This is a genomic window from Paenibacillus sp. 453mf (assembly GCF_900116105.1).
Classification (GTDB): Bacteria; Bacillota; Bacilli; order Paenibacillales; family Paenibacillaceae; genus Paenibacillus; species Paenibacillus provencensis.
This window is the reverse complement of sequence record NZ_FPAC01000010.1, coordinates 15,115-41,365: the sequence shown is the minus strand read 5'-3', so window position 1 is coordinate 41,365 and position 26,251 is coordinate 15,115. Positions and strand designations below refer to the sequence as shown.

Below are 26,251 nucleotides of genomic sequence, written 5' to 3'. Positions count from 1 at the left end.
TTATTTTTCAGATACCACCAAAGTAATGTGGCTAGTGCGTTTGTTGATCCGGCTTGCACGTCCCATTGCACGAGGGCGGAAACGTTTCATTGTCGGACCTTGGTTTACGTAAGCTTGCGAGATAACCAGTTTGTTAACATCCAGGGAGTAGTTGTGCTCCGCGTTTGCGATAGCAGAGTTCAGCAACTTCTCAACTACTGGAGAAGCGGATTTTGGAGTGTGGCGCAGAATCGCGATCGCCTCGCCCACTTGCTTGCCGCGAATCAAGTCAACAACGAGTTGAACTTTACGAGGAGCAATCCGAATAAACTTGGCATGTGCTTTTGCTTCCATTGTTTAACCTCCTCTCAAACATTAGCGCTTGATGATCATTTATCTTCTAGTCTTCTTATCGTCTGCTGCATGGCCTTTATAAGTACGCGTAGGAGCGAACTCACCCAGCTTGTGTCCAACCATATCTTCCGTTACATATACAGGAACGTGTTTACGGCCGTCATACACACCAAACGTATGTCCAATGAATTGTGGGAAAATTGTAGAACGACGGGACCAAGTTTTGATCACCAGCTTTTTGCCAGACTCGTTCATGTCTTCTACTTTTTTCAACAGGTAGCCATCTACGAATGGCCCTTTTTTAAGACTGCGACTCATGTGTAAATCCTCCCTTCATCCAATGTTCTCGTTCATTCACGATCGCTCGCGCGAAGTTATGCACAGATAGACTGTGTATTACTTCGTGCGGCGGCGAACGATGTATTTGTCAGAAGCTTTGTTTTTCTTACGCGTTTTGTAACCAAGAGTTGGTTTACCCCATGGAGACATTGGCGATTTACGTCCGATTGGAGCGCGTCCTTCACCACCACCGTGAGGGTGATCGTTAGGGTTCATTACTACCCCGCGAACTTCAGGACGTTGTCCGAGCCAGCGGCTACGGCCTGCTTTACCGATTTTAATAAGTTCGTGATCTTCGTTACCAACAGATCCGATTGTAGCGCGGCAAGTTTTAAGGATGCGGCGTACTTCACCGGAAGAAAGACGAACTGTTACATATTTTTCTTCTTTACCAAGAAGTTGAGCTTCAGTACCAGCTGCGCGAACCAATTGTCCACCTTTACCTGGTTGAAGTTCGATGTTGTGGATAACGGTACCTACTGGAATGTTCTCAAGTGGCAATGCGTTACCTGTTTTGATGTCGGAGCTAGGTCCGGATTCGATTTGATCCCCTACTTTAAGTCCTTTAGGAGCGATGATGTAACGTTTCTCACCATCTGCATAATGGATCAGAGCGATGTTGGAAGTACGGTTCGGGTCATACTCGATTGTAGCAACGCGGCCCGGTATTCCATCTTTAGTACGTTTAAAATCAATAATACGATATTTACGTTTGTGTCCGCCGCCATGATGACGAACCGTAATTTTACCTTGGTTGTTACGGCCAGCTGTTTTGCTCAGTGGAGCAAGCAGCGATTTCTCTGGCTGATTTGTTGTGATCTCTTCAAAAGTAGACACAGACATGTTACGTCTAGCCGGAGACGTCGGTTTGTACTTTTTGATTGGCACTGATTTTCCCTCCTTACTTCAAGTTTCTTATTATACCGATTCAAAGAACTCAAGAGCTTTGCTGTCTGGAGTCAAAGTTACGAATGCTTTTTTCCACTCAGGAGTGTATCCAGAGTAACGTCCGTAGCGTTTCAACTTACCAGGTACGCGAAGAGTGTTCACGTTTTTCACTTTAACGTTGAAGATTTCTTCAACAGCAGCTTTGATTTCGGTTTTGTTCGCACGGATATCGACTTCAAATACATATTTCAAGTCGGCCATCATATCAGCTGTACGTTCAGTAATCACCGGACGTTTAATAATGTCACGAGGATTCTTCATTACGCGAGCACCTCCTCTACCTTCTGAACTGCTTCTTTCGTAATGATCAGTTTGTCGTACGTAAGTACGTCAAGAACATTAATGCCGTCAGCCGCTACAAATTTCACACCAGGAATATTTCTTGCGGAAAGAGCAACATTATCATCATAGCCCGGAGCAACGATCAAAGCTTTGCGATCTACTTTGAGGTTATTCAAAATAGCTGCAAACTCTTTAGTTTTCGGTGCATTCAGAGCAAGAGCATCCAGAACGATAATTTCGTTATCAATCACTTTGGAAGACAAAGCGGATTTAATCGCCAGACGACGAACTTTCTTAGGCAGTTTGAACGCATAGCTGCGTGGTGTTGGACCAAACACAGTACCGCCGCCTACCCATTGTGGTGCACGGATCGAACCTTGACGAGCGCGTCCAGTACCTTTTTGTTTCCAAGGCTTACGTCCACCGCCGCGTACTTCAGAACGTCCTTTTACTTTGTGTGTACCTTGACGCAGGGAAGCGCGTTGCATAACAACAGCATCGTGAAGTACATGAGTGTTCGGCTCAATTCCGAATACTGCATCGTTCAGTTCAACTTCTCCTACTTGGCTACCACTGACATTAAAAAGTGCTACTTTTGGCATTTTGTGTTCCTCCTTTCTTTAGGTGATTATTTCTTCACCGATTCTCTAATTTTAACGAAGCTGTTTTTCGGTCCAGGAATAGAACCTTTAACAAGCAATACGTTACGCTCAGCGTCTACTTTGATAACTTCAAGACGTTGAATTGTGATTGTCTCATGACCCATATGTCCTGGAAGGTGTTTACCTTTAGGAACACGGTTCGCTTGGATGGAACCCATGGAACCAGGACCTCTATGATAACGGGAACCGTGAGACATAGGCCCAGTGCTTTGTCCCCAACGTTTGATAACGCCGGCAAAACCTTTACCTTTAGAGATTCCTGTTACGTCAACAAATTCGCCTTCAGCGAAGATGTCTGCTTTAATTTCTTGGCCAACCTCGAATCCCGCAAGATCAACACCGCGGAGTTCGCGAACGTAGCGCTTAGGAGCTGTATTAGCTTTTTTCGCATGTCCTGTTTCAGGTTTGTTAGCACTTTTTTCTTTCTTATCGGCATAACCTAGTTGAACCGCTTCATAGCCGTCGTTCTCAAGGTCTTTCTTTTGCAAGACAACAGATGGACCTGCTTCAATAACTGTAACAGGGATTACGTTACCTTCTGGAGTAAACACTTGCGTCATGCCTAGTTTTTTACCTAAGATACCTTTCATGTTGACACCTCTTTTCCTTCCATTAATACATTACTAGATTACAATTTAATTTCGATATCTACACCGGACGGCAGATCCAAGCGCATCAAGGCATCCACAGTTTGTGGAGTTGGGTTAACAATATCGATCAAACGCTTATGTGTGCGCATTTCGAATTGCTCCCGGGAATCCTTGTACTTGTGTACCGCACGGAGAATAGTAATAATTTGTTTCTCAGTTGGAAGCGGAATCGGACCGGATACACCTGCACCCGAACGTTTTGCCGTTTCAACAATTTTCTCAGCGGATTGATCAAGAATTCTGTGGTCGTAAGCTTTCAAACGAATACGAATTTTTTGCTTTGCCATTTTAGTCCCTCCTTCTATCGCCCAATTTAATATCGGACATACTCCGTGAAAATTTTCTGACCCACTCTCCCATGGCAAAGGGGCCGGGTGTGTCAGTAACCTCTCACATCATCGCAACGTCACAGAACAACATTCATTATTATATAGAAAACTTAGGCGCAATGCAAGCTTTTATATAAAAAAGATAAATAAAATTCTGAATCGACTTCAGTTTTCTATTTTCTCGAATGCACTTCCCGAATCGCAACTCGAACTATTATATATGATAGAGCTCTAAAAAGCCAAAGGTAATTTATGAAAATGAATTTCTTATATAGAAAAAGGATCTTGGCGATTAACGCCAAGATCCTTTTGTTCGTTCCGATACACTGTTGCTCGTTACAGTACACTGTTACTTTATATGATTCGGCTTGCAGCCAAATTATTTAATGATTGTTGCTACCGCACCAGCGCCTACTGTACGTCCACCTTCACGAATAGAGAACTTAGTTCCTTCTTCGATAGCGATTGGAGCGATCAGGGATACTGTTACTTCGATGTTGTCGCCAGGCATAACCATTTCAGTACCTTCTGGCAGGTTGATGATTCCCGTTACGTCAGTTGTACGGAAGTAGAACTGAGGACGGTATCCAGTGAAGAAAGGCTTATGACGGCCACCTTCTTCTTTAGTCAGAACGTATACTTGAGCAGTGAACTCAGTATGAGGTTTAACTGAACCTGGTTTGGAAAGCACTTGTCCACGCTCGATTTGAGCACGGTCTACACCACGAAGCAATGCTCCGATGTTGTCACCCGCTTGAGCGGAATCCAGAAGTTTACGGAACATTTCAACGCCCGTTACTACGGATTTTTTGGACTCTTCAGCGATACCAACGATTTCGATTTCATCGCCGACTTTAACAGTACCACGCTCTACACGGCCTGTAGCAACTGTACCACGACCAGTGATGGAGAATACGTCCTCGACAGGCATCAAGAAAGGCTTGTCAGTGTCGCGCTCAGGAGTTGGGATGTAAGTGTCGATCTCTTTGAACATCTCAATGATTTTTTGAGCCCACTCGCCATCTGGGTTTTGAAGAGCTTCACGAGCAGATCCACGAGTGATTGGAGTGTCATCACCTGGGAAGTCGTATTCGCTAAGAAGGTCGCGAACTTCCATTTCAACCAGTTCAAGAAGTTCTTCGTCTTCTACCATGTCGCATTTGTTCAAGAATACTACGATGTAAGGTACGCCTACTTGGCGGGACAGAAGGATGTGCTCACGAGTTTGCGGCATAGGACCGTCAGCTGCGGATACAACCAGGATCGCTCCGTCCATTTGTGCAGCACCAGTGATCATGTTTTTAACATAGTCGGCGTGACCTGGGCAGTCAACGTGTGCATAGTGACGTGCATCAGTTTCGTACTCTACGTGTGCAGTAGAGATTGTGATACCGCGTTCGCGCTCTTCTGGAGCTTTGTCGATTTGATCGAATGCAACTGCTGCACCGCCGTAAGTTTTGGACAATACAGTAGTGATTGCTGCAGTCAAAGTAGTTTTACCATGGTCAACGTGACCAATAGTACCAATGTTAACGTGTGGTTTATTACGTTCGAATTTAGCCTTTGCCATTTGAACGTGGCCTCCTTAAAGTGGTTTATATTATATGTTGGCACTGTGTCTACAGCACCATAAGTAAACCTTATGACGCTGTGTACATCAGTGAGTAAAACTTATTCTCCCTTAACTTTGGACACGATTTCCTCGGAGATTGTTCTTGGTACTTCTTCGTAGTGAGAAAGTTCCATGGAGAACACTCCGCGTCCTTGTGTACCAGAACGGAGAGTTGTGGAGTATCCAAACATTTCAGAGAGAGGTACTTTAGCACGAATGATTTGCGTACCACCACGGGAATCCATACCTTCGATTCTACCGCGACGGGAGTTCAGCATACCCATTACGTCACCCATGTACTCTTCTGGAACAGTAACTTCCACTTTCATGATTGGCTCAAGCAGGACAGCTTTACACTTGTCTTTAGCTGCTTTAAGCGCCATCGATCCGGCAATTTTAAACGCCATCTCGTTGGAATCGACATCATGGTATGAACCGTCTACGATTGTAGCTTTAACGTCTACAAGTGGGAATCCTGCAAGGACACCATTTTTCATAGCTTCTTCAATACCTTGTTGAGCAGGACCAACGTATTCACGTGGTACAGATCCACCCACAATTTTGCTGTCGAATTGGTTACCGCTACCCGCTTCAAGCGGCTCGAATTCAACCCATACGTGTCCATACTGACCGCGGCCACCGGACTGACGTACGAATTTACCTTCAACGCGCGCTGCTTGACGGAATGTTTCACGGTAAGCAACCTGTGGTTGACCAATGTTTGTGTCCACTTTGAACTCACGACGCATACGGTCGATGATGATATCAAGGTGAAGCTCACCCATACCAGCCAAAATAGTTTGACCTGTTTCTTCATCAGTATGTGCACGAAGAGTTGGATCCTCTTCAGTCAACTTACCGAGAGCAACAGACATTTTGTCTTGGTCAGCTTTGGTTTTTGGTTCAACCGCGATTTGAATAACCGGATCAGGGAAGTTCATAGACTCCAGAATTACCGGATTCTTCTCATCACATAGTGTATCACCTGTACCTGTATCTTTCAAACCTACAGCAGATGCGATATCACCAGCATATACTTCAGTGATTTCTTGACGGCTGTTCGCGTGCATTTGAAGGATACGGCCGATACGTTCGCGTTTTCCTTTAGTTGCATTCAATACGTAGGATCCAGATGTAAGAACACCGGAGTATACGCGGAAGAATGTCAGTTTACCTACATAAGGATCCGTCATAATCTTGAACGCAAGTGCCGAGAACGGCTCTTCGTCAGAAGATTTACGAATCGCTTCTGTCCCATCTTCCAGATGACCTTTGATGTCAGGAACATCAATTGGAGCTGGCAGATAGTCTAGAACCGCATCCAGCATCAGCTGAACACCTTTGTTACGGTATGAAGATCCACAGATAACTGGGAAGATTTTAACTTCTACTACCCCTTTACGAAGAGCGAATTTGATCTCATCAACAGTGAGTTCTTCGCCTTCTAGGTATTTCATAGTCAGATCTTCATCAAGCTCTGCTACTTTCTCGATCAGTTCCATACGAAGCTCTTCAACTTGATCTGCATATTCTGCAGGAATTGCAGTTTCTTCGATGTCTTTACCAAGATCGTCTTTATACATATATGCTTTTTGCTCAACGATATCAATGATACCAATGAAATCATTCTCAGCACCGATTGGAAGCTGAATAGCAACAGCATTTGCTTGAAGACGCTCGCGCATATCCTTTACAACGTTAAGGTAATCTGCACCGATGATATCCATTTTGTTTACATATGCGATACGAGGTACGCCATAACGGTCAGCCTGTCTCCATACAGTTTCAGACTGAGGCTCAACGCCTTCTTTCGCACTGAAAACACCTACTGCTCCGTCCAATACACGAAGGGAACGTTCAACTTCTACTGTGAAGTCAACGTGTCCCGGGGTATCAATGATATTAACGCGGTGACCTTTCCATTGAGCGGTCGTAGCAGCGGAAGTAATCGTGATCCCGCGCTCCTGTTCCTGCTCCATCCAGTCCATAGTCGCAGCACCCTCGTGAACTTCCCCGATTTTGTGCGTACGGCCTGTGTAGAACAAGATCCGCTCAGTGGTAGTAGTTTTACCGGCGTCAATATGCGCCATGATCCCGATGTTACGTGTATTTTTCAAGGAGAACTCTCTTGCCATGACATGGGTCTCCCTTCAAAATGAAGTTATATTTTAAAGACTGATAAATCCTACCAACGGTAGTGAGCAAACGCTTTGTTCGCTTCAGCCATTTTGTGTGTGTCTTCACGTTTCTTAACGGAAGCACCAGTGTTGTTGGAAGCGTCGATAATCTCAGCTGCCAAACGCTCTTCCATTGTTTTCTCACCGCGGCTGCGGGAGTAGTTTACGAGCCAACGTAGACCAAGGGAAGTACGTCTTTCCGGTTTAACCTCGATAGGTACTTGGTAGTTAGCACCGCCGACACGACGAGCTTTAACTTCCAGAACCGGCATAATATTTTTGATAGCTGCTTCAAAAACTTCCATAGGATCTTTACCCGTACGTTCTTGAATCAAGTTGAACGCATTGTAAAGAATGCTTTGAGCAACACCACGTTTTCCATCAAGCATGATGCGGTTGATCAGACGAGTAACAAGTTTGCTATTGTACACCGGATCAGGCAACACGTCTCTTTTGGTAACTGGACCTTTGCGTGGCATGGATATCCCCCTTTCTTGCATGTTTAATATTCTTAATTTGTTGTTGTTGTTCTGTAACCGAAGCGCTTATTCGCAAACGGCTTACTGACTGTAAAATCAATGCATTGATCTTACGCTTTTTTAGCTTTAGGGCGTTTCGCACCATACTTGGAGCGAGCTTGCATACGGTTGTTAACACCTGCAGTATCAAGCGCACCACGAACGATATGGTAACGTACACCCGGAAGGTCTTTAACCCGACCACCGCGGATCAGAACGACACTGTGCTCTTGCAAGTTGTGTCCGATACCTGGGATGTAAGCAGTAACCTCAATACGGTTAGTCAAACGTACACGGGCATATTTACGAAGCGCGGAGTTCGGTTTCTTCGGAGTCATCGTACCTACACGAGTACAAACACCACGTTTTTGCGGAGCACTGATATCAGTAGACTCACGTTTCAGGGCATTGAAGCCTTTTTGCAACGCTGGAGATTTGGATTTGTAGATCTTTGCTTGACGTCCTTTACGAACGAGCTGATTAATAGTTGGCATGTTGCCACCCCCTTCCTAGATTCGTCATTCTATTTATAAACCTCAATTCTTAAGTCCACAGACCCAGGCGGTTCATAAAAGAACAAATGAAAAGTTTTTGCCGTTAGGAAGCTCTTGCATTCCAGACAAAAACATCTTCTTATACCTATTGTTTCAATACAGCCACCATAGCCGCTCCCACTTCAATTCCGCAAGCCTTGCCGAGCTGCTCCATCGTGTCGACTACATTCAGCTTCACTTGATGCTTCTCACATAGCGACTTGATCTTTGAAGTTATTCGCATATCAGCATCCTGTGCTACATAAACCTCAGCAGCCAGTCCTGATTCAACCATCTTCATGGTTTGCTTGGTACCGATCTTGACATGAGCATCCTGCAAAAAGTTGTCATTCGACATTTATCAATACCTCCGAAAAGACATGATAATATGCGGCTACTCACGCACCTTTGCTATATTAGCATTACAACACATTCTTTGTCAAGAGATTCAATCAAACTCTAAACATTAAGATTGCATTATCAGGAGGAAGCATGATGCTTCTCTCCTGATATACAATCGGGTGTGTTTACCGATCGAATTCGCCTTATACAGACAAATTCGAGCTATTCATCAGTCTACAGATACCGGTTCAAGCTCTTCTAGTTGAGATTCGCCGTCTTCCGGATTAGCAAACTTCACACTGCGGTAACGGTTCATACCGGTACCTGCAGGGATCAGTTTACCGATAATTACATTCTCCTTCAATCCAAGAAGCTGATCGACCTTACCTTTGATTGCTGCATCAGTCAGGACACGAGTCGTTTCCTGGAAGGAAGCTGCTGACAAGAAGGAATCTGTTTCAAGGGATGCCTTCGTGATACCCAGAAGGACTGGCTTAGCCACTGCAGGCTCCTTGTCACTAAGAATTGCTGTCTTGTTCGCTGTTTCATATTCATGAGTATCGACAAATGAGCCAGGAAGCAGCGTTGTATCTCCTGCATCCACGATACGAATCTTGCGCAGCATTTGACGAATCATAACTTCAACGTGCTTGTCGTTGATTTCTACACCTTGGTTACGATATACACGCTGTACCTCTTGCAGGATGTAGTTCTGAACGCCACGTACACCTTTGATGCGCAGCATTTCTTTCGGGTCAATCGAACCATCCGTAAGCTCATCACCCGCTTCAATCTCCATACCCTCGCTTACGCGCAGACGGGAGCCATAGGTAACTGCATAGACTTTTGTCTCAGCTTCACCTTGGACTTCAATTTCACGACGATCTTTTGCTTCACGGATTTCTTTGATGACACCATCAATTTCACTGATGGTTGCTTGACCTTTCGGATTACGCGCTTCGAAAAGCTCCTGGATACGCGGAAGACCTTGCGTGATATCGTCTCCTGCGACACCACCAGTGTGGAACGTACGCATTGTAAGCTGTGTTCCTGGCTCACCGATGGATTGTGCAGCGATGATACCAACTGCTTCCCCGATCTCCACGTGTTTACCTGTTGCCAGGTTACGTCCATAACACTTCTTGCAGACACCATGACGCGCACGGCAGCTAAGTACAGAGCGAATTTGCAGTTTGTTTACACCTGCTGCAACGATTGCTTCTGCTTTGTCAGAGTCGATGAGTTCATTACGATGTGCAATGATTTCACCTGTCTCAGGATGACGAACGGTTTGGAAGCAATAGCGGCCTTCAATACGATCGTACAGATCTTCGATAACCTCTTTACCGTCTTGAATACGACTTACGGTAAAGCCTTTATCTGTTCCGCAATCATCTTCACGAACAATTACGTCTTGCGCTACATCAACGAGACGACGAGTCAGGTAACCAGAGTCAGCTGTACGCAGTGCTGTATCGGCAAGACCTTTACGCGCACCGTGCGTGGACAGGAAGTACTCGAGTACCGTCAGACCTTCACGGAAGTTCGATTTGATTGGGAGTTCGATAATGCGACCGGATGGGTTGGCCATCAGACCCCGCATACCACCCAACTGTGTAATCTGCGATTTGTTACCACGGGCTTTAGAGTCAACCATGAGCATGATGGAATTGAAGCGATCCATCGATTTCATAAGGACTTCCGTGATATCATCTTTTGCTTTGGACCAGATATCAATTACGCGGTCATAACGCTCTTCGTTCGTAATCAAACCACGACGGTACTGATTCGTAACGACAGCAACCTTCTCATCTGACACACGTAGAATCTCATTCTTCTCATCAGGGACAATAACGTCGGATACACCAACGGTAACCCCAGCGCGAGTGGAATACGTGAATCCAAGCTGTTTGACCTTATCCAGGATCATAGATGTTTGTGTTGTATGGTATACCTCGAAGCAGCGTGCAATGATATGACCAAGATAGTCTTTGCCGACTCCACCCGCTTGAGGTGCATTCATGATCGCTTCTCTAAGATCAGCACCTTTCTCATACACAAAGGAATGCTCCGGCGTACCTTGGAAGAGGTTAGCGCGAGTTGCATCATTAATGTATGGGAAGCTACTTGGGAAGATTTCGTTGAAGATAATCTTACCGACCGTTGTGATCAGCATCGCATTTTGTTGTTCATCCGTAAAGCTTGTTTTGTTGAGAGCTTTAACAGGGATCGCAACACGTGCATGAAGACCTGCAGTTCCGCGTTGGTATGCAGATACAGCTTCATTCACTGTACGAAGAATCATACCTGAGCCTTTTTCTTCTTTGTTATCCATTGTCAGATAGAAGGATCCAAGAACCATATCCTGAGATGGAGTAACAACCGGCTTACCATCTTTAGGGTTCAAGATATTACCTGACGCAAGCATAAGAAGACGAGCTTCGGCTTGAGCTTCAGCGGACAAAGGTACGTGAACGGCCATTTGGTCACCGTCAAAGTCGGCGTTGTAAGCCGTACATACGAGCGGATGCAAACGAATCGCTTTACCTTCCACTAGAATCGGTTCAAATGCTTGAATACCCAAACGGTGAAGCGTAGGGGCACGGTTAAGGAGTACTGGGTGTTCCTTAATTACTTCTTCAAGGACATCCCATACTTCAGGACTAACACGTTCTACTTTACGTTTTGCACTCTTAATGTTATGAGCCAGACCTTTGTTCACAAGCTCTTTCATAACGAAAGGCTTGAACAACTCAAGCGCCATATCTTTAGGCAATCCGCATTGGTACATCTTAAGGTAAGGTCCTACAACGATAACGGAACGACCGGAATAGTCAACACGTTTACCGAGCAAGTTCTGACGGAAACGACCTTGTTTACCTTTCAGCATGTGGCTGAGAGATTTGAGCGGTCGGTTACCAGGTCCTGTAACAGGACGACCACGGCGACCATTATCAATCAGAGCGTCAACTGCTTCTTGAAGCATACGCTTCTCATTCTGAACGATGATGTCTGGTGCACCGAGATCAAGAAGGCGTTTCAGACGGTTATTACGGTTAATTACACGACGATACAGATCGTTCAAGTCGGAAGTCGCAAAGCGGCCGCCATCAAGCTGAACCATCGGGCGAAGTTCCGGTGGAATGACAGGAAGTACATCCATGATCATCCAATCCGGTTTGTTGCCGGAGTTACGGAAAGCTTCGATAACCTCAAGGCGCTTAATCGCACGGTTGCGGCGCTGACCTTGAGCTGTGCGAAGCTCTTCTTTCAAGAATTCAAGCTCTTTATCAACATCGAGGTCTTGAAGCAGCTTTTTAACCGCTTCTGCACCCATGCCCGCTTGGAAACCGTAACCGTATTTCTCACGATAGCTGCGGTATTCTTTTTCAGACAGCAGTTGTTTTTTCTCCAATGGAGTTTCACCTGGATCGGTAACAACATAAGATGCAAAGTAAATGATCTCTTCAAGAGATCTCGGAGACATATCCAGAGCCAGACCCATACGGCTCGGAATGCCTTTGAAATACCAGATATGAGATACCGGAGCAGCCAGTTCAATATGCCCCATACGTTCACGGCGCACTTTTGCACGAGTCACTTCAACGCCGCAACGGTCACAAACAACGCCTTTATAACGAACGCGTTTGTATTTACCACAGTGACATTCCCAGTCCTTTGTAGGACCGAAGATCTTCTCGCAGAACAGACCTTCTTTTTCCGGTTTTAGTGTACGATAGTTAATCGTTTCCGGTTTTTTCACTTCTCCGCGGGACCAAGAGCGAATTTTTTCCGGGGATGCAAGCCCGATTTTCATATATTCGAAATTGTTTACGTCCAACAAGGAGCAACCCTCCTTAACCAAGTCCTAAATTTTAGGTTCTCCCCCCTCTGAAGCAAAAAGATTCAAAGGGGATCAGAGCCTGATGAAAAATTCCGGTATTGTTACGGTTGACTATAATGTTACTCTACACCGACTTCTGTGCCTTCAAGGTTAAGGCTCAGTTTATCGCCTGCAGCGTCATCATCGTCATCCGATTCTTTCAGATCGATCTCTTCTTCGTCTTTGGTGAGCATTTTAACGTCCATACCCAAGCTTTGCAGCTCTTTGATCAGTACCTTGAATGACTCAGGGATACCTGGTTCTGGAACATTCTCACCTTTGACAATGGATTCATAGGTCTTCACGCGTCCAACAACATCATCGGACTTAACCGTAAGAATCTCTTGCAGGGTATATGCTGCACCATAGGCTTCAAGCGCCCAAACCTCCATCTCACCGAAACGCTGACCGCCAAACTGAGCTTTACCACCCAGCGGCTGTTGCGTAACGAGAGAGTAAGGTCCTGTCGAACGGGCGTGGATCTTATCGTCAACCATGTGCGCAAGTTTGATCATGTGCATGACACCAACGGTAACTTCACGCTCGAAGCGCTCGCCCGTACGTCCGTCGAAGAGCACAGTCTTACCATTACGCTGCATTCCTGCTTCTTCCATCGTGTCAAATACATCATGCTCGGTTGCACCGTCAAATACCGGTGTAGCCACGTGGATACCAAGCTGCATTGCAGCCATACCCAAGTGAACTTCAAGCACCTGTCCGATGTTCATACGGGAAGGTACCCCTAGTGGGTTAAGCACGACTTGCACAGGCGTTCCATCCGGAAGGAATGGCATATCTTCTTCTGGAAGAATACGGGCCACGACCCCTTTGTTACCGTGACGTCCGGCCATTTTGTCACCCTCGGAGATTTTCCGTTTTTGAGCGATATAGACACGTACGAGCTGGTTAACACCTGGAGGCAGTTCATCACCGTTCTCACGTGTGAACACTTTAACATCTACGACGATACCATCCGTACCATGAGGTACACGGAGCGAAGTATCACGTACTTCACGAGCCTTCTCACCGAAAATAGCATGAAGGAGACGCTCTTCAGCTGTAAGCTCAGTTACCCCTTTAGGTGTAACTTTACCAACAAGAATGTCGCCGGCAGCAATTTCGGCACCAATGCGGATAATTCCACGTTCGTCAAGGTTACGAAGCGCTTCTTCACCTACGTTAGGGATATCGCGAGTAATTTCTTCAGGTCCGAGCTTCGTATCACGCGCTTCAGACTCATATTCCTCAATGTGAATGGAGGTGTATACGTCCTCTTTAACGAGTTTTTCGCTAAGAAGAATCGCATCCTCGTAGTTGTAACCTTCCCAAGTCATGAAGGCAACGACTACGTTGCGGCCCAGTGCCAATTCACCCATTTCAGTAGATGGTCCATCTGCCAAAATGTCGCCTTTTTTAATGTGATCGCCAATTTTTACAATCGGACGTTGGTTAATGCATGTTCCTTGGTTCGAACGCATAAATTTGTGTAATTTATGTTTAACGATATCGCCCTTAACTTCCTTGCCGTCAACGACTTCAATTCTGCGAACCCAAATTTCATTGGCAGAAGATCTCTCAATAATACCGTCATGTTTGGATACAATACATACACCGGAGTCTTTCGCGGCTTTGTGTTCCATACCCGTACCTACAAGCGGAGCTTTAGGGATGAGAAGTGGAACTGCCTGCCGCTGCATGTTGGATCCCATGAGTGCACGGTTGGAGTCATCGTTCTCAAGGAACGGAATGAGCGCCGTAGCAACGGATACTACCTGCTTAGGAGATACGTCCATGTAGTCAACGCGGTCATTAGGCATCGTTGTGATGTTGTCAGACTGCTTGTTGTAACGAACAACGACCATATCCTCAGCAAAGGAACCATCTTCGTTCAATTTGGCATTCGCCTGAGCGATAACGTAGTTATCTTCTTCATCTGCAGTTACATAACGAACTTGATCAGTAACTTGACCTGTCTTCGGATCTACCCAACGATATGGAGCCTCGATAAAGCCATATTCATTGACACGTGCAAACGTAGACAGGGAGTTGATCAAACCAATGTTCGGTCCTTCCGGAGTCTCGATCGGACACATACGACCATAATGGGACGGATGGACGTCACGGACTTCAAAGCCTGCGCGCTCACGAGTCAAACCACCTGGTCCTAGGGCGGACAGACGGCGTTTATGCGTAAGTTCACCCAGCGGGTTCGTTTGGTCCATAAACTGAGACAGCTGCGAGCTTCCGAAGAACTCTTTTATCGATGCAATTACCGGTCGAATGTTGATCAAAGCCTGAGGTGTAATGACATTTGCATCCTGAATGGACATTCTCTCACGAACGACACGCTCCATACGGGAAAGACCGATACGGAACTGGTTCTGCAAGAGCTCACCAACAGAACGAAGACGACGGTTACCCAAGTGGTCAATATCGTCTGTATCACCAATACCATGAAGCAGGTTCAAGAAGTAACTGATGGAAGAAATAATATCTGCTGGCGTAATGTGCTTCACAGATTTATCAATGTTGCTGTTCGCAATCAGTTTAACAACTTTACCATCTTCAATCGGAGAGAATACATCGATTGTTTGAACAGGAATATCATTAGCGTCAAGAACTCCGTTCGCCACATGATAAGTACGTTGTCCAACAGCCTCCTCATTCTCAAGAGCAGGCATGATTTCATCAAGCAATCTGCGGTCAACAATTTGTCCAGCCTCTGCAATGATCTCTCCAGTAGAGATATCAATCAAGGATTCAGCAAGACGTTGGTTGAACAAACGATTCTTGATGTGAAGCTTTTTGTTGATTTTGTAACGACCTACGTTCGCAAGGTCATAACGTTTTGGATCGAAGAAACGCGCTACAAGCAAGCTCTTCGCATTATCCAAAGTCGGCGGTTCGCCCGGACGAAGACGTTCGTAAATTTCGATCAGCGCTTTCTCTGTCGAATCGGTGTTGTCTTTATCCAGTGTGTTCCGGATATATTCATCGTTACCCAGCAAATCCAGAATCTCAGCATCTGTACCGAACCCAAGCGCTCTCAGCAGTACAGTCACCGGAATCTTACGCGTACGATCGATACGAACATAAATAATATCCTTCGCATCCATCTCAAGCTCCAGCCACGCTCCGCGATTCGGAATCACTGTTGCGGTATAAGATTTCTTTGCGTTCTTATCTAATTTGGTACTGAAATAGACGCTAGGAGAGCGAACCAACTGGCTGACAATAACCCGTTCCGCACCGTTGATAATAAAGGTGCCTGTTTCGGTCATCAGCGGGAAATCACCCATGAACACTTCCTGCTCTTTGACTTCGCCCGTTTCCTTATTAATGAGCCGGACTTTTACCCGAAGCGGTGCGGCATAAGTAACGTCGCGTTCTTTCGCGTCGTCTACCGTATATTTCGGTTCACCGAGACTGTAGTCGATAAATTCCAATACGAGATTACCTGTAAAATCCTGAATTGGCGAGATATCCTGGAACATTTCGCGCAATCCTTCCTCCAAAAACCATTCGTAAGATTTTTGTTGGATTTCAATCAGGTTCGGAATTTCGAGTATCTCGTTAATTCGTGCATAACTGCGCCGAGTGCGTCGACCATACTGAACAAGATGTCCTGCCAACTTAAACTCACCCCTCAATGTCTACTCACTTTTAAAAATTACGTTGCGAACCTCTGTTTGTAACCTTATAATGGAACTCATATAAGATGAATCAAGCAGAGAGAGAGCATCCACAAATAAAGAAAAGCCCTTACTCGAATGTTTTTTCGAAAAAAGAGCAACTTATTAGTGAATTTCTCCTTCATCCCAGAAAAACCCACTTACCTCATAGTCTGCCCAAAATGTACATATTATACGCGGATCAGCATATTAATATGCGATCCATGCGAAAAAAAAGATTGACATTTTAACAAACTAAAGCTAAGTAGGGCATCTTAATGCTGACATTTATTAAGAATACCACATTGGCGATACCAAGTCAATAGTCCTATTGCGATATTTTTTAGTTGTTATATACTAACTCGATTATTGTGCAGTCTAACGACAAGCCCTTAACCTCGCAACATATTCGCATTATTTCTCTGCCCTGAATATCCGGTACCCTTTATCCTTTGTCACTTCTTCAACCACACTAAACATCGATTCCAGCTTAGCCTTCGCAGACGGTGCCCCTTGTTTCTTCTGTATAACGATCCACAGCGATCCACCCTTATGAAGCTGCTCATAGGCCTCTTCAAAAATAGCGTGCACAACATCCTTGCCAGCCCGAATTGGAGGATTTGTAAGAATGACATCGAACTTATCTTCTCTCACTGCTTCCAGCCGGTCACTCTGTTTAATGACGGTATTTGCACTTACCTGGTTTTGAATTGCATTATGCCTCGCTAGTTCTACGGCGCGTTCGTTGATATCAATCATCGTAACAACTGCATCCGGCAACAGCTTAGCTGCTACAATCCCAATCGGACCATAGCCACATCCTACATCCAAAACCGACTTGGCTCCCTGAAGATCCATCGCTCCAATAAGAACCCTGCTGCCATAGTCCACACCGTTCTTTGAAAACACTCCTGCATCACTGGTTAGTTTAAGCTTGTTCCCTCTCAGCACGGTTTCAAGAGTTTGTCTATCGTGAGCGGCTTCAGGCTTATTAGAATAATAATGATCAGACATGGGACACCTCCAAATCACCTTCACATAAAAGTTACTGCCATTCATAACAACAAACCCCTTGACTCTATCAAGGGGTTTGTATGTTTTATTTCCAGTTCACTAGTTAAGTGAAATAGATTATTTTACTTCGATAGAAGCGCCAACTTCTTCAAGTTTAGCTTTAACTGTTTCTGCTTCTTCTTTGCTTACTTTTTCTTTCAGTGGTTTTGGAGCGTTGTCAACGAGTTCTTTAGCTTCTTTCAAGCCAAGACCTGTGATTTCGCGAACCGCTTTGATTACGTTGATCTTGGAAGCACCAGCAGATGTCAAGATTACGTCGAACTCAGTTTGCTCAGCAGCTTCAGCACCGCCAGCAGCGCCGCCCATAACAGCTACAGGAGCTGCAGCAGTTACGCCGAATTCTTCTTCGATTGCTTTAACAAGATCGTTCAGTTCCAAAACAGTCATACCTTTAATTGCTTCCAAGATTTGCTCTTTACTCATGGTAGAACCTCCATTATTTAAATTAGTATTTTATATAGCTTGGTAATTCAAAAAATTAAGCGCCTTGCTCTTCTTTTTGTTCGCCAACTGCTTTAACCGCAAGGGCGAAGTTGCGTACAGGTGCTTGAAGCACGCTGAGGAGCATGGAAAGAAGTCCTTCGCGGGATGGAAGTTCTGCCAGTGCTTTAACTTCTTCAACACCAACAACACGTCCTTCAACTACCGCACCTTTCAATTTCAGTGCATCGTTCTTCTTAGCGAAGTCGTTCAAAATTTTAGCTGGAGCAACAGCATCTTCACCGCTGAATGCAATCGCAGTAGGACCTGTCAGAACTTCATCAAGTTCAGTCAGCTCTGCAGCTGCAGTAGCACGGCGAAGCAATGTGTTCTTCAGGACTTGGAATTCGATACCCGCTTCACGAAGCTGTTTACGCAGCTCAGTTACTTGGGCAACGTTCAGACCACGGTAGTCAGCTACTACTGTAGTTGCGCTCTCACGCAATTTCGCAGTTACCACATCAACCGCTTCTTGTTTAGCTTGAATCACTTTTGCGTTTGCCAAATTGTACACCTCCTGATAGATTCCTTGCTCAGTACCGTATGGCACCTCGCATCTTCGTTAACCGCCAGAAGCGGAAGTTTCCCGTAAGATAGGTGAGGCTTGATCCAATATATCAGCTTCATTTATCCAATAAGAAAAGCCTCCGTAGAATCACGAAGGCTTGATAAAGTCACATTGAGCATAGAAACTCAATTGATACGTTCTATCATCACACCTCGGTAGGAAATTAAGCTTATAAAAAGCACCTACTGTCTACGGTAAGCATATTCGAATTTAAGGGTCAGTCACTTAAGACTTAACAACTTTTACAGAATAACAGATTCAGTAGACCAAAGTCAACTGGTATTTATTATCTGTAAGAAGCTGTACTCACACGAGCACCAGGTCCCATCGTTGAGGACAGGCTGATGTTTTTCAGGTAAACACCTTTTGCTGCAGCTGGTTTTGCACGGTTAAGTGCATCGATCAGTGCTTTAAGGTTATCATTCAACTGCTCAGCAGTGAAAGATGCTTTACCGATTGGCGCGTGAATTTGACCTGCACGATCCAGACGATACTCGATTTTACCGGCTTTAATTTCTTGAACAGCCTTGGAAACATCGAAAGTAACCGTTCCGGCTTTAGGGTTAGGCATCAGGCCTTTACCGCCGAGCAGACGGCCCAATTTACCTACTTCGCTCATCATATCAGGTGTAGCTACGCAGACATCGAACTCGAACCAACCTTGTTGGATTTTGTTGATCATATCTTGATCTCCAACAAAGTCTGCTCCAGCTGCTTCCGCCTCTTTCGCTTTGTCACCTTTTGCAAATACCAATACGCGTTGTGTTTTACCTGTACCGTGAGGCAAGACAACAACACCACGCACAGCTTGGTCTTGTTTACGTGGGTCTACACCCAAACGAACTGCAGCTTCAACTGTTTCGTCGAATTTAGCAGTCGCCGCCTTTTTGACAAGCTCAACAGCTTCCAAAGGCTCGTAGCTAGCTTCGCTGTCAATCAGCTTAGCAGCTTCAACATATTTCTTACCATGTTTAGCCATGTTTCTATTCCTCCTTTGTGGTTTTAGCGGATATACCTCCCACATGGCGGACACAAATTGTAGCCCGCGTTACGAACACTTCAATTAGTCTTCGATGGTGATACCCATGCTGCGAGCAGTACCTTCTACCATGCGCATTGCGGACTCAACGTTCGCAGCGTTCAGGTCAGGCATTTTTTGCTCAGCGATTTGACGAACAGCATCGCGTTTAATAGTTGCGACTTTGTTCTTGTTCGGCTCACCGGATCCTTTTTCAAGTTTAGCAGCTACTTTAAGCAGAACTGCAGCCGGTGGAGTTTTGGTGATGAAAGTAAAGGAACGATCTTCAAACACCGTAATTTCAACTGGAATGATCAAACCTGCTTGATCGGCTGTACGAGCGTTGAATTCTTTACAGAATGCCATGATGTTGACACCCGCTTGACCCAATGCCGGACCTACCGGAGGCGCAGGATTCGCTTTTCCTGCAGGGATCTGCAGTTTTACCATTTTGATTACCTTTTTGGCCATGTAAGACACCTCCTTGCATCAATAGTGGTCGACGAGCTTCATAAGCCCTCCCACAAGAAACCAATGTCAGCTTCGATAGAGCTTTTATAATTTCTCCACTTGAGTATAATCCAGCTCAAGCGGGGTTTCCCGTCCAAACATGTTGACGTGAACTTTCAGTTTGCTTTTCTCAGCCAATATTTCTTCCACGGAGCCCACAAAATTCGCAAAAGGACCAACCTTAATTCGTACAGATTCCTTAATGTCGAATTCAATCTTCGGTTTCGGTTCCACCACTCCCATATGCTTCAGAATCTGTTCAACTTCATCTGGCAGCAATGGTGTTGGCTTTGAACCTGACCCTGTCGATCCTACAAACCCAGTCACTCCAGGCGTGTTGCGAACAACATACCAGGAATCATCCGTTTGAATCATTTCGACCAGGACATATCCCGGGTAAATCTTACGCATGACAGTCTTTTTCTTTCCGTCCTTATTCACCACTTCTTCTTCCATTGGAACAAGAACACGGAATATCTTGTCCTCCATGCCCATGGACTCTACGCGCTTTTCCAAATTGGCTTTGACTTTGTTCTCATACCCTGAATAGGTATGAACGACATACCATCTTTTTTCCATATCAAGCCACCTGGGACCCTTCTTAAATTATCGCATCGATCACATAGGAAATTCCGATGTCAAGAACCCAAAAATAAAGCGTGATAACTATAACCGTCCCCAGAACAATCAGGGTGTAGTTAGTTAACTCTTTACGATTAGGCCAGCGAACTTTTTTAAGCTCTGCCCAGCTTTCTGAGAAAAAGGAAAACAGAGACTTGAAACTACGTTTCACGCCGACTACACCTCCAAATTAACTATCTGGTTTCGCGATGAGAAGTCTGCTCGTTACAAAACTTGCAAAATTTCTTCATCTCCATGCGGTCAGGGTGATTACGCTTGTTTTTTGTCGTTGTGTAATTTCTTTGTTTGCAATTCGTACAAGCCAAAGTAATAATTACCCGCATGATGTGCACCTCCCGAAGACATCCGAAGCATTATCAGAAGTCTCTAAATTGATCCTAAAAAAAAGCGCGAATTTAGGCCTACCTAAAACACTTTATCACAAGGGTATATTCATGTCAATGCAAGAATAAGCCTTATTCACTGGCTAAAATAACCTGTAGTCGGCGAACTTTCAGGTCTCGATTTGTTCTCAGAAAGCGTCTCTCTCCTATGCGAACGATAAATTGGACGAACGTGAATGATAGAAACGCCAATATTATACAGTATTAAACATTCCTTTGTTTTTAAACGTCCTGTCTTTGCATGCAAGCAAAAAAAGACTCTTATTCGAGTCTTTCTTCAAGTTGCAATATTCTAATTATCTCGTACTTCAAGATATTTCTCAAGCTTGCGCTTCACTCTCTGCAGTGCATTGTCGATGGACTTTACGTGACGATCAAGATCAACCGCTATTTCTTGATAGGATCTGCCGTCTAAATAAAGCATCAATACTTTGCGTTCCAGATCACTTAGAATCTCGGACATCTTGTCTTCCAAGCCGACAAACTCTTCCTGATTAATGATAAGTTCTTCAGGATCACTCACCTGGGATCCACAAATGACATCCAGCAGCGTACGGTCTGACTCTTCATCATAAATCGGCTTGTCCAAAGAAACATAAGAATTCAGCGGAATATGCTTCTGACGAGTTGCAGTCTTGATGGCTGTGATAATCTGTCTAGTTATACATAACTCTGCAAATGCCTTGAAAGAAGCAAGCTTGTCCCCTCTGAAATCACGTATCGCCTTGTAAAGCCCGATCATTCCTTCTTGAATGATATCTTCCCTATCGGCACCGATTAAAAAGTAAGATCTTGCTTTGGCGCGTACAAAATTACGATACTTGTTAATCAAGTATTCCAGCGCCTCACTATCGTTGTTATGAACCGCTTGGACAATATCCTCATCGCTTAGGTAATCAAACTCGGACAACATGATATCTTTGAGGTCAACACTCACTAACAATCCCTCCGGCTGCAACGCAAGGAACCCCGTCACCTATCAAAATAATAGCATCAGTATAAATGATCGAACCTTCCATCGTCAACCACACACCGCCTAAAATTGAAAAGAATGATATAAATGTCAAGAGATACATAATACCAATTATTTACACTCGAAGAGCATTTGTCAATCTCTTCTCCACTGCTCGAACAATTTACGCATTTCCGGTGTGAGCTTTGAATCTATCGTATTTTTTGTCGATTTTTTTTGAAAATCTTCTTTGATGCGTTTACCGACTTCCTTCTCATTCTGTTCCAGCTCGATCAGAAGTTCGCGCGCAGACAAGCGGAGTGCACCTTGCCCAAAGATGACATGCTGTTCCACCATATCGCTTGTTGCCACATAGATCTGACGTCTGCGGGAGCTGAGCTCGCCAACTAGACGCTCGATGCACTCGTCTGCCGTTTCTTTTTCTTTTGTAAAATAGACCTGGACTTTGCTCTCTGTAAAAGATTTGCCCAGGCCGGGAACTCGGTATGCATCAAATACGACAATGACTCGTCGACCCGAGAAGCCCTGATATTCAGCAAGCTTAGCCAGAAGCTTGTCCCGAGCTCCATCCAGGTCGGTCTGAGCTAGCGCAAAGAGCTCCTTCCACGCTCCGATCATGTTGTAGCCGTCCACGAGAAGCACATCACGGAGATCCTTCATGTCCCGCCAGCCCCTAGGCCTCTCGGGATCGGAGCACTTCGTACATGACTACACCGGCAGCTACAGAGGCGTTCAATGAATTGATCTGTCCTGCCATCGGCAGCTTAAGAAGGATGTCGCATTTTTCACGAACCAGGCGGCCCATGCCCTTGCCTTCGTTTCCAATCACTACAGCAACAGGCCCGGTAAACACTCCATTTCCGAAGACAGACTCCGTCGCTCTTATATCGGTGCCTACAACCCACACTCCAGCTTCCTTCAGCTCCTCAATCGTCTGTGCCAGATTGCTTACTCTTGCTACAGGCACATATTCAGCTGCTCCAGCTGAGGTTTTGGATACTGTAGCTGTCACTTGCGCCGATCGTCTCTTTGGAACAATGACACCATGCGCACCTGTGCAATCCGCTGTTCGCAAAATCGAACCTAGATTATGAGGATCTTCGATCTCATCAAGCAGCACAAGGAACGGAGCTTCTCCCTTCTCTTGTGCGGAAGCAAGGATATCCTCAACCTCAGCATATTCGTAGGGTGCCGCCTGTGCCACAACCCCTTGATGTTGGATACCTGGCACCATCTGGTCCAACTTACGCTTATCGACTTGCTGGATGATGACTCCTGCTTTTTTGGCTTCTGCAATAATCGGCATCGTCAAGTGCTTCTGGGCTTGATCGGCAATCCACACTTTGTTTAACGTTCTTCCGGAACGGAGCGCCTCGATAACCGAGTGCTTGCCGGCAATCCATTCTTCTTCCATAATTCCTTTATCCTCCTGGCTGACGCCTTCATTTCAGTTAGTTGTTATTCTCCTGCTGCATCTGTGTAATCCCCAAATCTATCAGCTCACGCAGCCGCGCTTCCCTCTTGCTTAGGTACAGATATCCGACAAGACATTCAAATGCTGTCGCATGACGATATTGCTGTACATCCGCATTTTTCGGCACGCTTGACTTGGCATTCCGCCCTTGTCTAACCACGTCCATTTCCTTGTCATCCAGCTTCGACTCAATTAGAGACAATATTCGACTCTGTCCTTTGGCTGATACGAAACTGGTCGCTTTCTGGTGAAGGTGATGTGGACGCAGATTGGGTTTCGACAACAAATATTGCCTTACTGCTACCTCGTATACCGCATCCCCGATATAGGCCAGCGCAATGGGCGGAATCAGTTCCGGCTTGCGTGAAGGAGAGTAAGGAAATAACCAATCCTGCTCTCCCTGTTCGCTGAGATTAATATCCGTTTCACTCATTTGCGCCGCCATCTTATGCCTTGAGCCGTATCTTCGATAACAATACCCATAGCAGTCAATTCATCACGAATTTCGTCTGCTCGTGCCCAATTCTTCGATTTACGAGCCTCGTTACGCTCTGCGATCAATTTCTCTACATCCTCGTGCAGATCATCTTCATCCGATGTGTATATACGGAGCACTCCGTTCATCTCATCGAACGCGGCCAATACTGCCTCAAGCTCTGCACGGTTAGCCACTTCGGCCTGAAGCAGGCTATTGACCTCATTTACCCATTCAAACACGGCAGTAATAGCATCTGGTGTATTAAAATCATCCTGCATTTTTTCATGAAAGCTGGACAAAATTTCGGAAAGTCTGGATTTCAGCTCCTCGGATACAGGCTGGTCCAAGGTTACCGTTCCAAGACGATGCTTCACATTGTTAACCGCAATGGCAATCCGATCCACACTATTCTCGGCCTGTTGCATAATATCTTCACTGAAATTGAGTGGGTTTCGATAATGTGTCGAAAGCATGAAATATCGAATGGCTTCACGGCGATAGAGATTACGTAAATCTTTTACCAAAATCCCGTTCCCTAAAGACTTCGACATTTTCTCATTGTCGATCCGAATGAAGCCGTTATGCATCCAATAATTAGCCAGCGGCTTGCCTGTCAATGCTTCAGATTGGGCCACTTCACATTCATGATGCGGGAACTGCAGGTCTTGACCACCTCCATGAATATCCAGGGTGTCACCGAGCAGCTTGCGCGCCATGGCCGAGCACTCGATATGCCAGCCTGGGCGTCCCGGACCCCAAGGGCTTTCCCAATAAATTTCACCTGGCTTTGCTGCTTTCCATAGAACAAAATCCTGCGGATTTTCTTTGCGTTCATCTACACCGATTCGTATACCGAACTGAAGCTCATCGAGATTTTGCTTAGAGAGCTTGCCATACTCCGGGAATTTATGCGTACGATAATACACATCCCCGCCATTCTCATATGCAATCCCTTCCTTGAACAGCTGATCAATAAAATCAATAATCAGATCCATATTCTCGGTAACTCTCGGATTATGGGTTGCTCTCGGAATGCCCAGTCCATCTAGGTCTTCGTAATATGCTTTAATGAACCGATCTGCAACCTGCGGCACAGTGAGTCCTGTCTGTTCAGCTTTTTTTATCAATTTATCGTCTACATCCGTAAAGTTAACGACATAGTTCACATCATTACCCACAGTCTCTAGGTAGCTACGAACCACGTCGAAAAATATCATCGGTCGTGCATTTCCGATATGGATATAGTCGTATACTGTCGGTCCGCACACGTACATTTTCACTTTTCCCGGCTCCTGAGGAGTAAATACATCCTTGCTCCTTGTGAGCGTATTATAAATATGAAGTGCCATGATTCACGTTCCTTTCAATACATTTCAATCATTATATTGTACCACGTTTACGATTTGTTACCACGTATGACCGCCTCTTTACGGCTCCCTTCGTTAACTGCTGATCTAAGCTGATCCAGCTCCTCCCGCAGCGTAACCAGCTCTTGCTGCAGCTCACGCATGGAATCAACCACTGGATCTGGCAGCTGCTGGCTCAGTCGATCCACTCTCCGGCCATCCTGCTTAACGACGCGCCCCGGTATTCCAACGACCGTACTATTGGGCGGAACTTCTCTTAATACCACGGAATTTGCTCCAATATTGCTGTAATCCCCTACTTTGAACGATCCCAACACTTTGGAACCCGAGGATATCACCACATGATTACCAATGGTAGGATGTCTCTTTCCCTTCTCTTTACCCGTTCCGCCTAAGGTCACACCTTGATAAATCACCACATCATCACCAATTTCGCATGTTTCCCCAATGACGATCCCCATACCATGATCGATGAAGAGCCGATTCCCGATTGTAGCCCCTGGGTGAATCTCAATTCCCGTCATAAACCGGCTAAATTGAGAAATGATTCTAGCCACTGTGTACCATCCCCATCGGTAAAAATGATGCGCCAAGCGATGGGCCCAGATGGCATGCAATCCTGAGTAAGTAAATATCACTTCAAACCGACTTCTAGCAGCCGGGTCGTTATCAAAGACTGCCTGAATATCTGATTTTATTTTCTTAAACATAACTGTTCCCCTCTTCGCATCATTTACCCGTTCGTCTTTCGTAACTTTGATCCTGCTTGTTAGAGCATAGAATGAAAAAAACGCCTCAGCAGCCACATTGGGCTGCAGAGGCGTCTATCAAATCGCGGTTCCACTCTGCTTAGGATTCGCATAACACACCAATCCTATCTCGGACGTCCGTTAACGAGGACGAAACGTCGCTACCTACCCGAAGTAGCTTTCCAGCAAAGGAAAGGTCCAGGTTCGGAGGCGCAGCTCCCAGGCGCATTTTCGATCAGCAGAGCGTGAGATAACT

28 protein-coding genes and 1 other annotated feature are annotated in these 26,251 nt (G+C 45.4%); all 28 genes read right to left on the bottom strand.

Features of this window, described 5'->3' with window-relative positions; translation table 11 throughout:
* Positions 1 to 333, bottom strand: a complete 333-nt coding sequence (gene rplV, locus BM415_RS22900; RefSeq protein WP_047914085.1) for a 50S ribosomal protein L22 — start codon at positions 331 to 333, stop codon at positions 1 to 3.
* A gap of 39 nt (positions 334 to 372) precedes the next feature.
* A complete protein-coding gene (rpsS, locus tag BM415_RS22895; RefSeq protein WP_076315702.1) occupies positions 373 to 651 on the bottom strand; it encodes a 30S ribosomal protein S19 in 279 nt (92 codons plus the stop codon).
* Between the two features lie 78 nt (positions 652 to 729).
* Positions 730 to 1,560 (bottom strand): 50S ribosomal protein L2, encoded by an 831-nt coding sequence (gene rplB / locus BM415_RS22890; RefSeq protein ID WP_091161598.1) that lies wholly within the window; start codon positions 1,558 to 1,560, stop codon positions 730 to 732.
* 30 nt (positions 1,561 to 1,590) lie between these two features.
* The gene (gene rplW / locus BM415_RS22885) at positions 1,591 to 1,881 is read right to left on the bottom strand and encodes a 50S ribosomal protein L23 (protein ID WP_091161597.1); all 291 of its coding nucleotides are present in this window, start codon (positions 1,879 to 1,881) and stop codon (positions 1,591 to 1,593) included.
* Entirely contained in the window at positions 1,881 to 2,504 is a 624-nt protein-coding gene (gene rplD, locus BM415_RS22880) for a 50S ribosomal protein L4 (RefSeq protein ID WP_047914089.1), read from the bottom strand. The genes rplW and rplD overlap by 1 nt, the downstream gene beginning before the upstream one ends.
* 26 nt (positions 2,505 to 2,530) lie before the next feature.
* Entirely contained in the window at positions 2,531 to 3,154 is a 624-nt protein-coding gene (rplC, locus tag BM415_RS22875) for a 50S ribosomal protein L3 (RefSeq protein ID WP_091161595.1), read from the bottom strand.
* Positions 3,155 to 3,192: 38 nt separating this feature from the next.
* On the bottom strand, positions 3,193 to 3,501 hold the full coding sequence (gene rpsJ / locus BM415_RS22870) for a 30S ribosomal protein S10 (RefSeq protein WP_005544556.1): 309 nt from the start codon (positions 3,499 to 3,501) through the stop codon (positions 3,193 to 3,195).
* A gap of 421 nt (positions 3,502 to 3,922) precedes the next feature.
* Positions 3,923 to 5,113, bottom strand: a complete 1,191-nt coding sequence (gene tuf / locus BM415_RS22865; protein WP_091161594.1) for an elongation factor Tu — start codon at positions 5,111 to 5,113, stop codon at positions 3,923 to 3,925.
* A gap of 101 nt (positions 5,114 to 5,214) precedes the next feature.
* Positions 5,215 to 7,290: an elongation factor G gene (gene fusA, locus BM415_RS22860; protein ID WP_091161592.1), complete on the bottom strand. Its 2,076-nt coding sequence runs from the start codon at positions 7,288 to 7,290 to the stop codon at positions 5,215 to 5,217.
* A gap of 50 nt (positions 7,291 to 7,340) precedes the next feature.
* Positions 7,341 to 7,811, bottom strand: a complete 471-nt coding sequence (gene rpsG, locus BM415_RS22855; protein ID WP_047914093.1) for a 30S ribosomal protein S7 — start codon at positions 7,809 to 7,811, stop codon at positions 7,341 to 7,343.
* A gap of 110 nt (positions 7,812 to 7,921) precedes the next feature.
* Positions 7,922 to 8,344: a 30S ribosomal protein S12 gene (rpsL, locus tag BM415_RS22850; protein ID WP_047914094.1), complete on the bottom strand. Its 423-nt coding sequence runs from the start codon at positions 8,342 to 8,344 to the stop codon at positions 7,922 to 7,924.
* A 145-nt stretch (positions 8,345 to 8,489) separates the two neighbouring features.
* The gene (locus BM415_RS22845) at positions 8,490 to 8,741 is read right to left on the bottom strand and encodes a ribosomal L7Ae/L30e/S12e/Gadd45 family protein (protein ID WP_091161591.1); all 252 of its coding nucleotides are present in this window, start codon (positions 8,739 to 8,741) and stop codon (positions 8,490 to 8,492) included.
* Positions 8,742 to 8,954: 213 nt separating this feature from the next.
* Positions 8,955 to 12,569, bottom strand: coding sequence for a DNA-directed RNA polymerase subunit beta' (rpoC, locus tag BM415_RS22840; RefSeq protein ID WP_091161589.1), 3,615 nt, complete (start codon positions 12,567 to 12,569; stop codon positions 8,955 to 8,957).
* Between the two features lie 119 nt (positions 12,570 to 12,688).
* Positions 12,689 to 16,240, bottom strand: coding sequence for a DNA-directed RNA polymerase subunit beta (rpoB, locus tag BM415_RS22835; RefSeq protein WP_091161587.1), 3,552 nt, complete (start codon positions 16,238 to 16,240; stop codon positions 12,689 to 12,691).
* A gap of 453 nt (positions 16,241 to 16,693) precedes the next feature.
* Positions 16,694 to 17,293 (bottom strand): class I SAM-dependent methyltransferase, encoded by a 600-nt coding sequence (locus tag BM415_RS22830; protein WP_091161586.1) that lies wholly within the window; start codon positions 17,291 to 17,293, stop codon positions 16,694 to 16,696.
* Positions 17,294 to 17,410: 117 nt separating this feature from the next.
* Entirely contained in the window at positions 17,411 to 17,776 is a 366-nt protein-coding gene (rplL, locus tag BM415_RS22825) for a 50S ribosomal protein L7/L12 (RefSeq protein ID WP_047914099.1), read from the bottom strand.
* A 55-nt stretch (positions 17,777 to 17,831) separates the two neighbouring features.
* Complete coding sequence (gene rplJ / locus BM415_RS22820; RefSeq protein ID WP_076315693.1) at positions 17,832 to 18,338, bottom strand: 50S ribosomal protein L10; 507 nt, start codon at positions 18,336 to 18,338, stop codon at positions 17,832 to 17,834.
* Positions 18,339 to 18,461: 123 nt separating this feature from the next.
* Positions 18,462 to 18,614 (bottom strand) — a sequence feature (ribosomal protein L10 leader region).
* A 73-nt stretch (positions 18,615 to 18,687) separates the two neighbouring features.
* On the bottom strand, positions 18,688 to 19,380 hold the full coding sequence (gene rplA, locus BM415_RS22815; RefSeq protein WP_091161584.1) for a 50S ribosomal protein L1: 693 nt from the start codon (positions 19,378 to 19,380) through the stop codon (positions 18,688 to 18,690).
* A gap of 84 nt (positions 19,381 to 19,464) precedes the next feature.
* Complete coding sequence (gene rplK / locus BM415_RS22810; RefSeq protein ID WP_091161582.1) at positions 19,465 to 19,890, bottom strand: 50S ribosomal protein L11; 426 nt, start codon at positions 19,888 to 19,890, stop codon at positions 19,465 to 19,467.
* Positions 19,891 to 19,974: 84 nt separating this feature from the next.
* Entirely contained in the window at positions 19,975 to 20,508 is a 534-nt protein-coding gene (gene nusG / locus BM415_RS22805) for a transcription termination/antitermination protein NusG (RefSeq protein ID WP_047914103.1), read from the bottom strand.
* Between the two features lie 22 nt (positions 20,509 to 20,530).
* Positions 20,531 to 20,722 (bottom strand): preprotein translocase subunit SecE, encoded by a 192-nt coding sequence (secE, locus tag BM415_RS22800; protein WP_047914104.1) that lies wholly within the window; start codon positions 20,720 to 20,722, stop codon positions 20,531 to 20,533.
* A gap of 22 nt (positions 20,723 to 20,744) precedes the next feature.
* Positions 20,745 to 20,894, bottom strand: coding sequence for a 50S ribosomal protein L33 (gene rpmG, locus BM415_RS22795; protein WP_072735843.1), 150 nt, complete (start codon positions 20,892 to 20,894; stop codon positions 20,745 to 20,747).
* Between the two features lie 352 nt (positions 20,895 to 21,246).
* Complete coding sequence (gene sigH / locus BM415_RS22790; RefSeq protein WP_047914105.1) at positions 21,247 to 21,891, bottom strand: RNA polymerase sporulation sigma factor SigH; 645 nt, start codon at positions 21,889 to 21,891, stop codon at positions 21,247 to 21,249.
* Between the two features lie 171 nt (positions 21,892 to 22,062).
* Positions 22,063 to 22,587, bottom strand: coding sequence for an NYN domain-containing protein (locus tag BM415_RS22785; RefSeq protein WP_091161581.1), 525 nt, complete (start codon positions 22,585 to 22,587; stop codon positions 22,063 to 22,065).
* A 13-nt stretch (positions 22,588 to 22,600) separates the two neighbouring features.
* Positions 22,601 to 23,341: a 23S rRNA (guanosine(2251)-2'-O)-methyltransferase RlmB gene (rlmB, locus tag BM415_RS22780; protein ID WP_091161579.1), complete on the bottom strand. Its 741-nt coding sequence runs from the start codon at positions 23,339 to 23,341 to the stop codon at positions 22,601 to 22,603.
* Between the two features lie 37 nt (positions 23,342 to 23,378).
* Positions 23,379 to 23,834, bottom strand: a complete 456-nt coding sequence (locus BM415_RS22775) for a Mini-ribonuclease 3 (RefSeq protein ID WP_091161577.1) — start codon at positions 23,832 to 23,834, stop codon at positions 23,379 to 23,381.
* Positions 23,831 to 25,228, bottom strand: coding sequence for a cysteine--tRNA ligase (gene cysS / locus BM415_RS22770; protein ID WP_091161575.1), 1,398 nt, complete (start codon positions 25,226 to 25,228; stop codon positions 23,831 to 23,833). The genes BM415_RS22775 and cysS overlap by 4 nt, the downstream gene beginning before the upstream one ends.
* 47 nt (positions 25,229 to 25,275) lie before the next feature.
* A complete protein-coding gene (cysE, locus tag BM415_RS22765) occupies positions 25,276 to 25,956 on the bottom strand; it encodes a serine O-acetyltransferase (protein WP_091161573.1) in 681 nt (226 codons plus the stop codon).
* Between the last annotated feature and the right edge of the window lie 295 nt (positions 25,957 to 26,251).

Excerpts from the sequence above, each read along its gene's own strand:
- rplV (WP_047914085.1), bottom strand. The coding sequence starts at position 333 with ATGGAAGCAAAAGCACATGCCAAGTTTATTCGGATTGCTCCTCGTAAA.
- rpsS (WP_076315702.1), bottom strand. The coding sequence starts at position 651 with ATGAGTCGCAGTCTTAAAAAAGGGCCATTCGTAGATGGCTACCTGTTG.
- rplW (WP_091161597.1), bottom strand. The coding sequence starts at position 1,881 with ATGAAGAATCCTCGTGACATTATTAAACGTCCGGTGATTACTGAACGT.
- rplD (WP_047914089.1), bottom strand. The coding sequence starts at position 2,504 with ATGCCAAAAGTAGCACTTTTTAATGTCAGTGGTAGCCAAGTAGGAGAA.
- rplC (WP_091161595.1), bottom strand. The coding sequence starts at position 3,154 with ATGAAAGGTATCTTAGGTAAAAAACTAGGCATGACGCAAGTGTTTACT.
- rpsJ (WP_005544556.1), bottom strand. The coding sequence starts at position 3,501 with ATGGCAAAGCAAAAAATTCGTATTCGTTTGAAAGCTTACGACCACAGA.
- tuf (WP_091161594.1), bottom strand. The coding sequence starts at position 5,113 with ATGGCAAAGGCTAAATTCGAACGTAATAAACCACACGTTAACATTGGT.
- fusA (WP_091161592.1), bottom strand. The coding sequence starts at position 7,290 with ATGGCAAGAGAGTTCTCCTTGAAAAATACACGTAACATCGGGATCATG.
- rpsG (WP_047914093.1), bottom strand. The coding sequence starts at position 7,811 with ATGCCACGCAAAGGTCCAGTTACCAAAAGAGACGTGTTGCCTGATCCG.
- rpsL (WP_047914094.1), bottom strand. The coding sequence starts at position 8,344 with ATGCCAACTATTAATCAGCTCGTTCGTAAAGGACGTCAAGCAAAGATC.
- BM415_RS22845 (WP_091161591.1), bottom strand. The coding sequence starts at position 8,741 with ATGTCGAATGACAACTTTTTGCAGGATGCTCATGTCAAGATCGGTACC.
- BM415_RS22830 (WP_091161586.1), bottom strand. The coding sequence starts at position 17,293 with ATGTCTGATCATTATTATTCTAATAAGCCTGAAGCCGCTCACGATAGA.
- rplL (WP_047914099.1), bottom strand. The coding sequence starts at position 17,776 with ATGAGTAAAGAGCAAATCTTGGAAGCAATTAAAGGTATGACTGTTTTG.
- rplA (WP_091161584.1), bottom strand. The coding sequence starts at position 19,380 with ATGGCTAAACATGGTAAGAAATATGTTGAAGCTGCTAAGCTGATTGAC.
- rplK (WP_091161582.1), bottom strand. The coding sequence starts at position 19,890 with ATGGCCAAAAAGGTAATCAAAATGGTAAAACTGCAGATCCCTGCAGGA.
- nusG (WP_047914103.1), bottom strand. The coding sequence starts at position 20,508 with ATGGAAAAAAGATGGTATGTCGTTCATACCTATTCAGGGTATGAGAAC.
- rpmG (WP_072735843.1), bottom strand. The coding sequence starts at position 20,894 with ATGCGGGTAATTATTACTTTGGCTTGTACGAATTGCAAACAAAGAAAT.
- BM415_RS22785 (WP_091161581.1), bottom strand. The coding sequence starts at position 22,587 with ATGAAGGATCTCCGTGATGTGCTTCTCGTGGACGGCTACAACATGATC.
- rlmB (WP_091161579.1), bottom strand. The coding sequence starts at position 23,341 with ATGGAAGAAGAATGGATTGCCGGCAAGCACTCGGTTATCGAGGCGCTC.
- BM415_RS22775 (WP_091161577.1), bottom strand. The coding sequence starts at position 23,834 with ATGAGTGAAACGGATATTAATCTCAGCGAACAGGGAGAGCAGGATTGG.
- cysS (WP_091161575.1), bottom strand. The coding sequence starts at position 25,228 with ATGGCACTTCATATTTATAATACGCTCACAAGGAGCAAGGATGTATTT.
- cysE (WP_091161573.1), bottom strand. The coding sequence starts at position 25,956 with ATGTTTAAGAAAATAAAATCAGATATTCAGGCAGTCTTTGATAACGAC.